The 13,193-nt window shown below is 72.8% G+C and carries 12 protein-coding genes, 1 tRNA gene and 1 pseudogene; 5 read left to right on the top strand and 9 right to left on the bottom strand.

What is annotated here, in order from left to right; translation table 11 throughout:
• Positions 1 to 74 precede the first annotated feature (74 nt).
• From lysA to E4198_RS06885, 3 genes are all read right to left on the bottom strand, one after another.
• On the bottom strand, positions 75 to 1,466 hold the full coding sequence (gene lysA, locus E4198_RS06875) for a diaminopimelate decarboxylase (protein ID WP_136182394.1): 1,392 nt from the start codon (positions 1,464 to 1,466) through the stop codon (positions 75 to 77).
• Between the two features lie 19 nt (positions 1,467 to 1,485).
• A complete protein-coding gene (locus E4198_RS06880; RefSeq protein ID WP_136182395.1) occupies positions 1,486 to 2,262 on the bottom strand; it encodes a DALR anticodon-binding domain-containing protein in 777 nt (258 codons plus the stop codon).
• Between the two features lie 152 nt (positions 2,263 to 2,414).
• Entirely contained in the window at positions 2,415 to 2,849 is a 435-nt protein-coding gene (locus E4198_RS06885; protein ID WP_348771322.1) for a response regulator, read from the bottom strand.
• Between the two features lie 146 nt (positions 2,850 to 2,995).
• On the opposite strand from E4198_RS06885, the gene E4198_RS06890 reads away from it, so the two are divergent.
• A tRNA-Arg gene (locus tag E4198_RS06890) sits at positions 2,996 to 3,067 on the top strand.
• Between the two features lie 110 nt (positions 3,068 to 3,177).
• Here the strand turns inward: E4198_RS06890 and E4198_RS06895 are convergent.
• Positions 3,178 to 3,428: pseudogene (locus tag E4198_RS06895) on the bottom strand (IS5/IS1182 family transposase); the annotation flags it as partial.
• 429 nt (positions 3,429 to 3,857) lie between these two features.
• Between E4198_RS06895 and E4198_RS06900 the strand changes: the two are divergent.
• The 3 genes from E4198_RS06900 to E4198_RS06910 all read left to right on the top strand — a co-directional run bounded on the left by E4198_RS06900 (position 3,858) and on the right by E4198_RS06910 (position 5,969).
• Positions 3,858 to 4,763 (top strand): hypothetical protein, encoded by a 906-nt coding sequence (locus E4198_RS06900; protein WP_136182397.1) that lies wholly within the window; start codon positions 3,858 to 3,860, stop codon positions 4,761 to 4,763.
• 163 nt (positions 4,764 to 4,926) lie between these two features.
• The gene (locus E4198_RS06905; RefSeq protein WP_027766056.1) at positions 4,927 to 5,787 is read left to right on the top strand and encodes a helix-turn-helix transcriptional regulator; all 861 of its coding nucleotides are present in this window, start codon (positions 4,927 to 4,929) and stop codon (positions 5,785 to 5,787) included.
• Positions 5,784 to 5,969: a DUF397 domain-containing protein gene (locus E4198_RS06910; protein ID WP_027766057.1), complete on the top strand. Its 186-nt coding sequence runs from the start codon at positions 5,784 to 5,786 to the stop codon at positions 5,967 to 5,969. The genes E4198_RS06905 and E4198_RS06910 overlap by 4 nt, the downstream gene beginning before the upstream one ends.
• A 125-nt stretch (positions 5,970 to 6,094) precedes the next feature.
• Here E4198_RS06910 and E4198_RS06915 read toward each other — a convergent pair whose 3' ends face one another.
• The 5 genes from E4198_RS06915 to E4198_RS06935 all read right to left on the bottom strand — a co-directional run bounded on the left by E4198_RS06915 (position 6,095) and on the right by E4198_RS06935 (position 12,374).
• A complete protein-coding gene (locus tag E4198_RS06915; RefSeq protein ID WP_210732787.1) occupies positions 6,095 to 6,940 on the bottom strand; it encodes a hypothetical protein in 846 nt (281 codons plus the stop codon).
• Positions 6,940 to 8,211, bottom strand: coding sequence for a VWA domain-containing protein (locus E4198_RS06920; protein ID WP_136182398.1), 1,272 nt, complete (start codon positions 8,209 to 8,211; stop codon positions 6,940 to 6,942). Before E4198_RS06920 ends, E4198_RS06915 begins: the two co-directional genes overlap by 1 nt.
• A gap of 206 nt (positions 8,212 to 8,417) precedes the next feature.
• A complete protein-coding gene (locus E4198_RS06925; RefSeq protein ID WP_247597576.1) occupies positions 8,418 to 9,113 on the bottom strand; it encodes a YoaK family protein in 696 nt (231 codons plus the stop codon).
• 174 nt (positions 9,114 to 9,287) lie between these two features.
• Positions 9,288 to 11,096 carry a gamma-glutamyltransferase family protein gene (locus E4198_RS06930; RefSeq protein ID WP_136182399.1) on the bottom strand — a complete coding sequence of 603 codons (1,809 nt, stop codon included), beginning with the start codon at positions 11,094 to 11,096 and terminating at the stop codon, positions 9,288 to 9,290.
• A 12-nt stretch (positions 11,097 to 11,108) separates the two neighbouring features.
• Positions 11,109 to 12,374 (bottom strand): Nramp family divalent metal transporter, encoded by a 1,266-nt coding sequence (locus E4198_RS06935; protein ID WP_136182400.1) that lies wholly within the window; start codon positions 12,372 to 12,374, stop codon positions 11,109 to 11,111.
• An 89-nt stretch (positions 12,375 to 12,463) separates the two neighbouring features.
• On the opposite strand from E4198_RS06935, the gene E4198_RS06940 reads away from it, so the two are divergent.
• The gene (locus tag E4198_RS06940) at positions 12,464 to 13,192 is read left to right on the top strand and encodes a FadR/GntR family transcriptional regulator (protein ID WP_136182401.1); all 729 of its coding nucleotides are present in this window, start codon (positions 12,464 to 12,466) and stop codon (positions 13,190 to 13,192) included.
• Position 13,193 lies beyond the last annotated feature (1 nt).

The following is a 13,193-nucleotide window of genomic DNA, read 5'->3' on the forward strand; positions in this document are numbered from 1 at the left end:
CGGTGCCTCACGTTGTTCCGGGAGCCCGGCCCTCCGGCGGCCCGCCGGTCCGGAAATCCGGCGGGTCCGTCCCGTCAGCCGACGTCCAGCCGCGCCAGGTCCTCCTCCGTCTCCCGGCGCACGATGACCCGCGCCTCGCCGTTGCGCACCGCGACCACCGGAGGCCGTAGTGCGTGGTTGTAGTTGCTGGCCATGGAGCGGCAGTACGCCCCGGTCGCCGGCACGGCGAGCAGGTCGCCGGGCGCCAGATCGGCCGGCAGGAACGCGTCCTTGACGACGATGTCGCCGCTCTCGCAGTGCTTGCCCACCACGCGGGACAGCATCGGCTCCGCCTCGGAAGTGCGGGAGACCAGCGACACGCTGTACTCGGCGTCGTAGAGCGCCGTGCGGATGTTGTCCGACATGCCGCCGTCCACGCTCACGTAGGTACGCAGCCCGTCCAGTTCCTTCACGGTGCCGACCTCGTACAGCGTGAACGCCGTCGGCCCGACGATCGCGCGGCCCGGCTCCACCGACAGCCGCGGCACGGACAGCCCCGCCGCCCGGCACTCGCCGGTGACGATGTCGCCGAGCGCCTTGGCGATCTCGTGCGGCTCACGCGGGTCGTCATCGGAGGTGTAGGCGATCCCGAGGCCGCCGCCCAGGTCGATCTCCGGCAGCTCCACACCGTGCTCGTCCCGCACCTGCCGCAGCAGACCGACGACCCGGTGCGCGGCCACCTCGAAGCCGGAGGTGTCGAAGATCTGCGAGCCGATGTGCGAGTGGATGCCGAGCAGTTCCAGGCTGTCCAGCTGAAGGACCCTGCGCACCGCTTCGGCGGCCTGTCCGTCGGCCAGCGCCAGGCCGAACTTCTGGTCCTCGTGCGCCGTGGCGATGAACTCGTGGGTGTGCGCCTCGACGCCGACGGTGACGCGGATCTGCACCTTCTGCACGGTGCCAAGCTCACGGGCGAGGTGCGCGACGCGGGCGATCTCCTGGAAGGAGTCCAGCACGATCCGGCCGACTCCGGCCTCGACGGCCTGCCGGATCTCGGACGTCGACTTGTTGTTGCCGTGCAGCGCGATGCGGTCGGCGGGCATGCCGGCCGCCAGCGCGGTGTGCAGCTCGCCCGCGGAGCAGACGTCCAGGTTGAGGCCCTCCTCGTGCAGCCAGCGCACCACGGCGCGGGAGAGGAACGCCTTGCCGGCGTAGAACACGTCGGCCTCCGAGCCGAACGCGTCCCGCCAGGCGCGGCAGCGCTCGCGGAAGTCGGACTCGTCCAGGAAGTACGCCGGGGTGCCGAACTCCTCGGCCAGGTCCCGGACGTCCAGCCCGCCGACCGTGACCGCGCCGGTGTCGGCACGGGCGACCGTACGGGCCCAGATCTGCGGGTCGAGTTCGTTGAGGTCGGCGGGCGGCCCGGAGTAGTGCCCCTCGGGCAGTACGTCGGCGTGGCGGGGCCCGGCGGGGTGTGCGGATCTGCTCATGAGCTTGGCTGATTTCCCTCTACAGGTGTGCGGGTGCGGTGACACCGAGCTGGGACAGGCCGCCGGCCAGCACCGTTCCGCAGGCTTCGGTGAGAGCCAGGCGGGCGCGGTGGGCGGCCCCGGGTTTCTCGTCCCCCCGGGGCAGCGGCGGGCAGGCCTCGTGAAAGACGGGGCAGGCGTCGGCGACGGCGGTGAGGTGGCGGGCGAGACGCCCGGCGTCCCCGGCCTCGACTATCCGGCGCTGGTCGGCGAGCAGCGCCAGCAGCCGCCGCTCGGCGGGAGCGCCGTACCCGTGCCCCCCGGCTCCGGCCTCGGGTCGCAGGCCCAGGTCGGTGGCGTTGCGCAGCAGCGCACGCGTGCGGGCGTGGGCGTACTGCACGCGGAACAGTGAACTGCCGTCCGTGCGCGGGAGCGACGCCTCCGGCGTCTCCCCCGTCGCCGCAGCCCAGCGGCTGACGTCCTGCGCGGGCGCGTCGGGCGTGCTGTGGTCCGGCCCGGTCAGCGCGCGGACGAGGGCGGCCCTGCCCTCCACGTCCAGCGTGACGTTGAGAAACCCCGGCCCCTGCACCTCGACCCCGGCGACGCCGCTCTCCCCGGCCAGGGTGTCGGCGACCGTGCCGGCGAGGCGCCGAACGTCCTTCCCGCTCGCCCTGGCGGCCTGGAGCACCGCGCCCGTGGCGTAGTCGCCGCTCCCCCGACGCGGCGGTGACTCCACCACCACCCGCCCCGGCGCGGCATCGCCCACCGCACCGCGCAGAACGTGCTGCACGGTGCTCGAGAGCTGGGCCGGTGTCACGTGGCACAGCCTAGGAGAGAAGGGGTGGTATCGCGCCAACGGGTTCCGCCTGCTGGGACGGCGCGCCGCGTTTCCTGCCTCCTGCTACCCGCAAGCTCGGCCCGCGGGGGAACGGCAGTCCGCTGCCGCCCCCCGCGCACCCGCCGACCGTCTCAGCCGTGCGGCACCGACGGGGCGCCCTTCCCGCCCCGGCCACGCGCCGAGCGCGCCTGGCGAGCCAGCCGTCGCACCATCCCGACCAGCGCCGAGGGCTCGAACGGCTTCGCCAGCACCGCGTCCACCCGTGCCGCCTCACGGTCCCCCAGGCCCCCCGCACCGCACGCCGACACCAGCGCCAGCGGGATCTCCCGCGTCCGCGGGTCCGCGCGCAGACACTCCGCCGCACGCAGCCCGTCCAGCCGGGGCATCACGACGTCCAGCGTGATCACGTCGGGGCGTACCCCGTGCACGACCTCCAGGCAGTCGGCACCGTCGTCCGCGGTCACGACCTCGAAGCCCTCCAGCTCCAAGTTGACCCTGATCAGCTGCCGGATCACCTCGTCGTCGTCCACGACGAGCACCCGGCCGGACGCGCCCTGCACACCCAGAGCGTATGCACCCGATACGCCCCGCGTCCGGGTTTTGCCTGATTCCAACCGCCCCGGCCCACGCCCCAGCGCCCACGGGAAACCCGTTCCGACCCACCCCCTCCGGGCTGGTAGTGTTCTACCCGTCGGCACGCACAGCGCGCCACGCCCCCGTAGCTCAGGGGATAGAGCAACGGCCTCCGGAGCCGTGTGCGCAGGTTCGAATCCTGCCGGGGGTACTCCTGCTGAAGTGCCTAAAGACCCCGTGACCAGCGGAGACGCTGAGTACGGGGTCTTCTTGCGTGCGCAGCCGTATGCCGCTCGATGCGGCCGTATGTCAAGGCCCGTGGACGTCGTGAACGGCTCCGGGGAGCGCGGGCAAGACCCACCGCAGCAGCCCGAACGGGTCGGCGATGACGTGCACGGTGATTCCGTGCTTCCCCCAGTAGAAGGGGCGGTCGGCGGCAACGCGGTCGATCGGCAGGAGGGTACGAGGAGGGCGTACGCCTTGCGCGGTGCGGTGCGAACGGCCTCGGCCAGGGACGGCGCGAGTGCGGCCAGCACGTCGACGGCTTCGCGGAGGTAGCGGCAGGCGGTACTCACGGCCGAAATCATGCCGACGCCGCCGGACATGGGCGAGGCGGCGCAGCCGACGGGCCGCCGCCGATGCCCCCCTCCGGGCGGCCACAGCCGCCCTCTCCTCGCCCGGTCGAACTCCACCCCACGACCTCACGCCCTGCCAGAACCACAGGTCGCACGGGGACCTGGATGTCCGGGGCCCGGTCGCACGGGACCGGACCCCGTTCACCGGGGCTCGGTGAGCCCGGGACTCCTCCCAAGGACTCAACTGACGAAGGACTTCCCACCCGCCCGCCCTTCCCGGTGGAGTCACCCGTCAGGGTGAACCATGCACACAGGGTGGCGAAACGGGGTTACTGTCAGCGGAGACACGCACACAAGTCGGCCCCCGGCCAGGATTGCCGTCCCGGACGCGAGGGCCTCACCACCAAGGAAGCTGGAACCTTCCCCATGGCTACTGCGCAGCTTAACGCGCCGGTATCCGGCGCCATCCATGTCCGGACACGTCTGTCCGGGAACTTCACCGTCCTGGCCAACCGCCTCGCCCGGCGGCCCGGCAGCGCCGTCACCGTAGGCGTCGCCCTCTACATCAACTCCATGCCCGACGGCACCCCCGTCACCATCGAAGCCCTCCAGAAGCACTTCACCGAGGGCGAGACCGTCCTCGGCCGCGCCCTGCGCGAACTGGAGGCCGACGGCTGGCTGGAGCGCCGCGTCCTGCGCGGCCCGGGCGGACGCTTCGTCACCCGCACCTACGTCTACACCCTCCCCGAACTCGCCCACCCCGACGACACCCAAGCGCCCGCGACCCGCGCAGCCTCGGCGGAGCCGGTACCACCCTGCGTGGATGCGGCAACCTCGTTGCCACATCCACGCACGAAACCCCCGGAACCCGAACGGGCACGCACCCCGGCCGCACCCACCCCGCCGGACCCGCACCCCGAACCCGCCGGCGGCCCGCACCCCGACCCCGCCGCCCGCACGGCCAGCCCCGAAGCGGTCGCGCTCCTCACCGCACTCGGCACACGCGACCCCCGACTCACCCTCTCCCGCCGCGAGATCGCACGCCTCGCACCCGGCGTCGACACCTGGCTCGCCTCCGGAATCCGCCCCACCCGCATCACCAGCACCCTCACCAGCGACCTCCCCGAACGCTTCCGCACCCGCCCGGCCGCCGTCCTCGCCTGGCGCCTCGCCGAACTCCAACCCGCACCCAGCCCCCAACCCCCACCACCCACCCCGACCCTCGCCCCACTCCAGAACTGCCCCGACTGCGACCGCGCCCACCGCAGCCCCACCCCCGGCCCCTGCCCCCTCTGCACCCACCACCGCCGCCACCCCTCCCCCCAGGGGTGACGAGGCGTCGGACTGAGGGGCCAGGACCGGCGGGTTGGCCAGGGTCGCGGTGCGTACGGTGCGTCAGCGTACGCGCACTTTCGGTGGACGGTACGTGTCACCGCACGTGACGATGGTCGCGGTCGAAGCGGTACGGCGGGATGTGGTGAGGGAGGTGGCCGGCGTGGCCCACGAGAGCACGGACGGCGGCACGGGAACGGGCTGCGCGGAGCCGGAGGTCTCGGACAGTCTGCGCACGTTCGGCGCGGTCGTCCAGGCGTTGCGGGAGCACGCGGGCCTGGGGCGTGAGGAGTTCGGCGCGCTGGTCCGCTTCTCCAAGCACACGGTCGCCTCGGTCGAACAGGGCCGGCGCATGCCGGACCGCGACTTCGTGGAGCGCGCGGAGAGCGCGCTGGGCAACACGGGGGCGTTGCGCAGGGCTGCGCCGCATCTGTCGCGGCAGGCGGGGCTGGCGAGCTGGTTCCGGCAGTGGGCCCGGCTGGAGGCCACGGCGATCAGCCTGTACACGTACGAATGCCGGGTCGTGCCGGGCCTGTTGCAGACGGAGGCCTACGCGCGGACGGTGTCGCTGGACGTGCCGCCGCTGCCCGACCCGGAGGAGCTGGAGCAGCGGATCGCCGCGCGGCTGGCACGGCAGGACCTGCTGGCGGTCACGCGTAAGCCGCCGACGGCGTTCAGCTTCATCGTGGAGCAGGCGGTGCTGGAGCGGTGGACGGGCGGGGAGGACGTGACGCGGGAACAGTACGACCGGCTTCTGGAGTTGATCGACCGGAACTGGAACGTGGAGTTCCAGGTGGTGCCGCTGCGGCAGCCGTCCCACGCGGGCACGGACGGGCCGATGCAGTTGGCCGAGACCCCGGACCACCACTGGTTCGCGTACTCGGAGGGACAGCAGAACGGGCGGCTGATCGCCGGTGCGAAAGAGATCAGCCTGCTCCAGCAGCGGTATGCGAAACTTCGCTCGCAGGCCCTGACCCCCGAGGACTCGCTGAGCCTGCTGAAGCGATTGCGAGGAGCGCCATGAACACGTCCGACCTGGCCTGGTTCAAGAGCAGCTACAGCGGCTCGCAGGGTGACAGTTGCGTCGAGGTGGCGCAGGGCACGGAGGCGATCCACGTCCGGGACTCCAAGGACACGCGAAGCCCGGAACTCGCCCTCTCCCCCGCCGCGTGGAACGCCTTCCTCTCCTACGCAGCCCGGGACTGATCCCCTACGCCCCGCGCCGGAACCGTCCGACGCGGGGCGTTGCCGTGCTCACACGCCCTTGGGGCCGCCCGACCGCAGCGGTGGTGATGCCGCGAGGCCGCGCCCCGCGGGGTACGCGGGTGCGGTCAGGTGGCGGGCGGGGAGGGCCGGCGGCGGCCTGAGCCTCCGGCCAGGCGGTAGCCGGTGATGCCGGCGAGCGTCCCGAGGACGCCGGCGGCCACGGTCCACGCCCAGCGGTCCGTCCACCATCCGGAGGACCAGCCGTCCTCCGGCTCCCCGAGTGCCCTGGGCGACGCCGGCTCCACGTCCGACGCCGACTCCTCGTCCGACTCCTCGTCCGACTCGTCCTGCGCGGCGCCGGCGCCGGGCAGCAGCGGGGTGGACAGCGAGCCGTCGACCGCGTGGGCGCCGCCGCTGTCCGACGAGGTGGCCCGGACGGCGACCTGTACCGGCAGGCCGAGGTCCTTCTCCGCCAGGTCGGTGACGGTCAGGCGGACGTAATAGCTGCCGGGCAGCGGGTCGTTGGCCCAGGGTTCCGCCCAGGAGCGGACCGGGCGCAGGGTGCAGGAGAGTTCGACGGAGGCGGCGTCCTGCGAGGCGACCCGGGTGTTCGCCCCGCGGGTGCAGGCCTGCCGGCGGCGCAGGCCGTCGTAGGCGTCCAGCTGCCAGGTCGACGCCCCGTGCCGGGCCGCGGAATCGGGTGGCGTCACGGTGGCCGTCACGGTGACGCGCTGCCCGGTGTCGGCGGGGAAGACCCAGTAGAGGTAGTCGCCGGTGGACGCGCTGGCGGTGGCGCGCTGGTCCTGCTGGACGAGCGTTGCGGTGCGGAAGGTGGTACCCGCTTCGGTGGGTCCGGCCTCGTCGCTCGCGGCGGGGCTCGGCGACGGGGAGTCGGCCACTGCGGGGCTGACGGGCCCCGCGAGAACGGCGCCCGTCAGCAGAGCACCGGCGAGCATGCGTACGGTCCGCATCAGCGGGTCCTCCTGACAGTGATGCGCCAGCGTGAGATCCAGCCCGCCAGCAGACCGGCGACGAGGCCGGTGAGCGTCAGGGCGGCGAGCAGCCACCACCCGCGGCCGAGGCCGAAGGCGGCCACGTCCGAGGCGGCACCGGGCGCGTCCACCACGTCGATCCGGAGTTCGACGGGCAGGCCGGGAGTGGACCGCACCGACGGGGGCGCCGAGAAGGAGTTGCCGACCTCCAGGCAGACAGTCTCCGGCTCGGGCTCGGCGCCGGTGTCGTCGAGCGGCGCCTTGGGGTAGCGCAGGCCCGTGGAGATCACGTCGGTGCGTCCGTGCCCGGCTTCCGAGCCCCGGACGATCTCGCGGCCGTGCTCGGTCACGGCGCGGAGGAGCACGCCGTAGTCCCGGTCGACGGCACGGTCGGCGGCGACCGTCACCGAGGCGCGCAGTTCCCGGCCGGGCAGGACGTCCACCCGGTACCAGCGGTGTTCGGAGAACCGCTCGCGGTCGGCGTACAGGCCGGGCTGGAGCAGGGGTGCGTCGCTGCAGCGGTCGGCGCCCTCGGTCCGTACGGGGACGGCGACCGGTTCGGCGGCGCGGTCCACGAGTTGTTTGACCCGGCCGGCGAGCTGGTCGGTGTGCTCCACGGCGGTGTAGGTGCCGCCGGTGGCCTCGGCGATGCAGCTGAGCTGACGGCGGATCTTGGCGTTCGGGACGAGGCCCAGGGTGTCGACGACCAGGTGCACGCCGCGTGCGGCGATCTCACGCGCCACCTCGCACGCGTCGGGTGGTGCGCAGGTGTCCTCGCCGTCGGAGATGAGGACGATCCGGCGGGTGCCGTCGCCGTTCTCCAGGTCCTCGGCGGCGGCGAGGAGGGCGGGGCCGATGGGTGTCCAGCCCGTGGGAGTGAGCGTCGCGACGGCCGTCTTGGCCTCGGTCCGGTTCAGCGGTCCGACCGGGTAGAGCTGCCGGGTGTCCCGGCAGCCGACCTTCCGGTCGTCGCCGGGGTAGGTGGCGCCGAGCGTGCGTATGCCCAGGTGGACTTCGTCCGGCACGGCGTCCAGGACCTCGTTGAACGCCTGTTTCGCCGCCGCCATCCGGGAGCCGCCGTCGATGTCCCGCGTGCGCATCGAGCCGCTCACGTCGAGCACCAGCTCGACCTGGGGAGGGTCCTGTGCGGCCGTCTCGTCGGCGGCGGCGCCGGCCGGGGCGGCGAGCCCGGCGACGAGTGCCGCCAGCAGGCCGCACACCCCGGCCGCCAGTCTGTGTCGTGTGATCATCGCCAGAGCGTACTGATCACCCGTCACCTCTCCCAAAACGAAGGCGAACGGAGCGGACAGCCGGGGGCGCGGAAGCCCCTGCCCGACTCACGGCCGGTGGACTCCCTGCGGTACGGGCACCACCGGCGCGGTGCCCACCCGCACGTCGTACCGTGCCCCGGCCGCGCGTGGCCGGGGCCGCCGGCCGGACCGCCCGCCCGCTCGGGTCAGGCCCGGGCTCCACACCCCAGGCTGAGGTGCCCCCACACCGCGACCACCAGAGTCAGCGCCGCGGAGACGGCGACGCCGAGACCGGCGTGGAGCAGCAGCAACAGGGCCCCGGCCGCCGCCCCGGCGGTGAGGCAGAGCACGGCTCCCGCCCGGCGGAACGCCAACCGGGAACCGCCGCCGCCGAGCCGCGAGTCCGCCGCCAAACCGGTCAGCGTCGAGGTGACGACGACGGTCGTCACCTCCTGGACGGCCAGTCGGCGTGCGGTCGCGGCCTGGGCTCCCATGGCGGTCGCGAGGAGGAAGGCGCCCAGCGGCGTGCTCACCTGCGGGGGCAGGCTCTCCCCGAGGAAGAGGAGCACCGCGACCGCCCCCAGCAGCGTCACCCCGACCATGAGGACCGCTGTCGTCGCAGTGGTCCACCGGCCGCGGTCCGAGCGACGCAGTACGCGGCCCGCGAGCGCGGCGCCCAGCAGGAAACCGCCGAGTGCGGTTGCCGGTCCCAGGACCGGCAGTTGGTCCGCTCCGGCGAGCCCCAGGCCCAGGATGACGACGTTTCCGGTCATGTTGCCGGCGAACACCCGGTCCAGACCGAGGTAGCCGATCGCGTCGATCATGCCGGTGACGAAGGTCAGCACGAACATCAGGCGGAGCATGCTCCGCTCGGTCTGCTGCGGGCGGGTGGACGCGCTCACCGGTTCTCCTCGTGGGCGTGGGCGAGCAGGCTCGCGTTCTCCTGTGTGGCCGGGCGTCTGCGACATCGTGGCGCGCGGCGGGCGGGCGTGCCCGAGGTCCTCGCCGCCGTTCGGCCGGAACGGTGCGAGGACGTCGGGAGCCGCGGCCCCGGCGGCCTCCCGCCGGGGCCGCGCTCAGCGCCCCGCCGCGTATCCCTGCATGCCCCGGGGGTTCGCGGCTCCGTACAGGCGGCCCGTGCCGGGTGCGCGCCCGACCGCGCAGAGGCGCCCGACCTCCCACTCCCCGGCACGCTGGACGACGTGGCCGCGTGCGGCGAGTTCGGCGAGCACCGCGTCACCGGTCCGCCCTTCGAGGACGACTCCGGCGGGACGGCTCTCGTGCGGGTAGAAGGAGCTGGGGGCGTGCGTGGAGTGGAACTGGGGGAAGTCGATCGCCTCCTGCAGGTTCATCCCGCCGTCGAGGACGTTGAGGAGGAAGTTCAGCTGCCACTGGTCCTGCTGATCGCCGCCGGGTGTGCCGAAGGCCAGAACCGGCTCGTCCCCACGGGTCACCACCGTGGGCGAGAGGGTGGTCCGGGGGCGCTTGCCCGGTGCCAGGGTGTTGGGCAGGCCCTCCTCGAGCCAGGCCATCTGCAGCCTGGTGCCCAGGGGGAAGCCGAGCTCCGGGATCACGGGGGAGGAGTGCAACCACCCGCCGCTCGGCATCGCGGACACCATGGTCCCGGCCCGGTCCACGACGTCGACGTGGACGGTGTCCGTCCGCGCCTCTCCGTGGGGAAGCGGGCCGTCGTCGAGCGTGCCGGCGGCGGGGCCGTCGGGGGCCACGGCGTTGGGCTCGCCGACGGCGCTGCGGAACACCTCCGCGATCACCTCCGGCGGGAAGGCCGGGAGCACCGGTTCACGGCCTTCCGGAGACCCGGGCCGCAACTCGCGGCTCGCCCGCGGACCCACCAGCCGGCGTCGCTCGGCGCAGTAGGCGGGTGAGAGGAGAGTGTCCAGGGGGACGTCCGGTGAGTCTCCGTACCAGGCGTCGCGGTCGGCGAAGGCCAGCTTGGAGACCTCGACGACGCGGTGGATGTGGTCGGCGGTCCCCGGTGCGAGGTCCTCGTCACCGGCGAGCATGCCGAGTTGCTGGAGCAGCACCGGGCCCTGCGACCACGGTCCCGGCTTGTGCACCCGGTGACCGCGGTAGTCGACGCTCACGGTGTTCTCGTAGGAAGGGCGCCATCCCGCGAGGTCGTCGGCGCGGAGCAGACCGCGCCGACGCTCTCCGGTCGAGTCGACGACCTCGGTGGCGCAGAAGGCGGTCATCGCCCGTGCGATCCCGCCGGTGGTCCACTCCTCCACGGCACGGTCGATCCCGGCCTCGCGGGTTCCGCCGGCCGCGGCCGCGACGAGACGTTCGAAGGTGTCGGCCAGCGCCGGATTGTGCAGGAACTCGCCCGGTCGGGGGGCTCGCCCGTGCGGCAGGTGAACGGCGGCCGAGGTGGTCCAGTGCGTGGTGAAGAGGCGCTGGACCTTGGCGATGTACTCGCTGATCTTCTGCGTGACCGGGAAGCCGTGCCGCGCGTGCCCGATGGCGTAGTGCAGCACGTCGGCGAGCGGGAACGTCCCCTTGTCGCGGAGCAGCGTCAGCCAGCCGAGGGTGGCCCCGGGGACGGCCGCCGCGAGGGTGCCGGTGCCGGGGATCGCGCTCAGGCCGAGCTCCCGGAAGTGACCCACGGTGGCGGCGGCGGGCGCCGGCCCCTGCGCGCAGAGCACCGTGGGGCGTTGCCCCGGAGCGGCGAAGATCAGCGGCAGGTCGCCTCCGGGACCGTTCTGGTGGGGTTCCACCACCTGGAGCGTGAATCCCGCGGCGACGGCCGCGTCGAAGGCGTTGCCGCCGCGCTCCAGGACGCTCATGCCCGCTGCGGAGGCGAGCCAGTGGGTGGACGAGACCATGCCGAAGGTGCCGCTGAGCTCCGGTCGTGTGGTGAATCGCATGACCTACTCCTCCTACAGGCCCATGAGTTCGTGCACGCCGAGCGCTCCGTAGACGGCGAGGCCGCCGGCGAAGGCCACGTTGGTGAACCACCTGTTGCGGTGCGCGCCCGGCATGCCGCGGGAGTTCATCAGGTAGAGCAGGCCCGCGATGAGGGTGGGCATGAACACCGCGCCGAGGGCGGCGTAGACGAGCACGATGACGACGGGTGCGTCGAAGGCGAGGAGCCCGAGGGACGGAACGGCCATCCAGAGCAGGTAGAGACGGAACGGCCGGGTCTTCTCCGGATCGCCGATCTCGGTGTCCTGCTCCCGGAGGACGTGCACGATGTCGGTGAACACGTTGCACAGTGCGTTGTAGCCGCCGATGAGCGAACTGAAGACGGCGGAGAACATCCCGATGAGCAGCAGCCACATGGCGACGGCCCCGAACTCCTCCGCGAAGGGCTCGGACAGAGCCCGGAGGCCGTCGACCCCCCGGATTCCGTCGAGGCCCGCGGTGAAGGCCGCACCGACGACCATCATCGCCACCATGAAGACGAACGTCATCGCGTAGCCGATGACCAGGTCGACGCGCATCGCCCGCATGCGGGACGTCCCGCTCCAGCCGTGCTGCGCGGCCCAGCGGCTGTAGGAGAGCAGGCTGATCGAGCCACCGACCCCGCCGATGATGCCGAGCACGTAGAAGGCGCCGGCCGAGCCGCCGAAGGACGGCGTGAATCCGTCCAGCAGCGTCCCGAGGGACGGGCGCGCCGCGAGGGCCGCGCCGACCGTCGAGACGAACATCAGGCCGACGAAGACGCCCATGATCCTCTGGAAGAACCCGTAGCGCCCGACCCAGACCAGCAGGGTGCCGATCAGCTGGAAGCAGACGGCCGCCACCCAGACCGGAAGCCCGGGGGCCATGGCGTTGACGATGAGGCCGCCGGCGCTCGCGATGGCGCCGCCGTAGAAGAAGCCGAGGAAGATCGCGAAGACGCCGAAGAAGCCGATGTACCACCGACCGATGCGGAGGAGGCCGCGGAGCGGCGTGACGCCGGTGGCCAGGTACCACCGCCCGATGGACTCGGTGACGATGAACTTGATGAGGGCTCCCAGGAGCACGGCCCAGGCGAGGGTGAGCCCGAAGCTGGCGCCGGCGTTGAGCGAGGTGATGAGGTCGCCCGCGCCGACTCCGGTGGCGGCCATCACCAGCCCGGGGCCGACGATGCGCCGCCAGAGCGACGGTTTCCGGGAACTGCGTACCGCTGTGGACTCCGCACGGGAGTTCGCCTGAGTCATGGTGCTCCGCCTCGCCGTTCAGTGATTGGTCCAACCATCAGACCTGTTACGATCTGTGTCAACAGCTGGGGACGGGCGAGGAGCGCCGCGTGAAGTGGAACGACGTCGGTCAGGGCTGGAGATCGGTCGGGCACAAGCTCGCTGAGGAGATCGAGCTCATGGTCGCCCAGGGCCGGCTCACCGTCGGTGAGAAGCTGCCGCCCGAGCGGGCGCTGGCCGAGACCCTGGGGGTGTCGCGCACGACACTGCGCGACGCCCTGCGCGAACTGGAGATCAAGGGGCTGGTGTCGCGTCGTCCCGGTCGTGGAACCGTCGTCACTGTGCCCACCGACGCCGACCGCAACCTGGCGTTCTCCCGTCGCGCTCAGGCCGCCACCACCTCGTTCCGGGACGTCATGGAACTCCGTCAGACCGTCGAGCCGGGATGCGCCTTCCTCGCGGCCTCGCGGATCACGGCCGGGCAGATCGGCCGCCTCGACGCACTCGCCGAGGCCGCAGCCGCCACGGACAACCCCCGGGCCCTCGGCGAGCTGGACGTGGAGTTCCACAAGCTGATCGCCGCGGCCTCGTCCAATCCGCTGATCGTCGAACTCTTCGAGAGCATCGGTGAGCTGAGCGCGGAAACCCGCCGGATCGGCTTCCAGAGCCCGCTCCGCAAGGACGTCTCCTGGGGCGGCCACGCGCGCGTCCTCGACGCGCTGCGGCAGAACGACGGCGCAGCCGCCCGTGAGGCCATGTCGCGGCACCTGTCGGACGTGGTCGAGGCCGTCGTCGACCAGACGGCTGCCTCGCCGACGGGACGGCAGCCGGGGCGCTGAG

It is taken from the genome of Streptomyces sp. RKND-216 (genome assembly GCF_004795255.1).
Taxonomy (GTDB): domain Bacteria; phylum Actinomycetota; class Actinomycetes; order Streptomycetales; family Streptomycetaceae; genus Streptomyces; species Streptomyces hazeniae.

Excerpts from the sequence above, each read along its gene's own strand:
- E4198_RS06920 (WP_136182398.1), bottom strand. The coding sequence starts at position 8,211 with ATGATCACACGACACAGACTGGCGGCCGGGGTGTGCGGCCTGCTGGCG.
- E4198_RS06915 (WP_210732787.1), bottom strand. The coding sequence starts at position 6,940 with ATGCGGACCGTACGCATGCTCGCCGGTGCTCTGCTGACGGGCGCCGTT.
- E4198_RS06930 (WP_136182399.1), bottom strand. The coding sequence starts at position 11,096 with ATGCGATTCACCACACGACCGGAGCTCAGCGGCACCTTCGGCATGGTC.
- E4198_RS06935 (WP_136182400.1), bottom strand. The coding sequence starts at position 12,374 with ATGACTCAGGCGAACTCCCGTGCGGAGTCCACAGCGGTACGCAGTTCC.
- E4198_RS06910 (WP_027766057.1), top strand. The coding sequence starts at position 5,784 with ATGAACACGTCCGACCTGGCCTGGTTCAAGAGCAGCTACAGCGGCTCG.
- lysA (WP_136182394.1), bottom strand. The coding sequence starts at position 1,466 with ATGAGCAGATCCGCACACCCCGCCGGGCCCCGCCACGCCGACGTACTG.
- E4198_RS06900 (WP_136182397.1), top strand. The coding sequence starts at position 3,858 with ATGGCTACTGCGCAGCTTAACGCGCCGGTATCCGGCGCCATCCATGTC.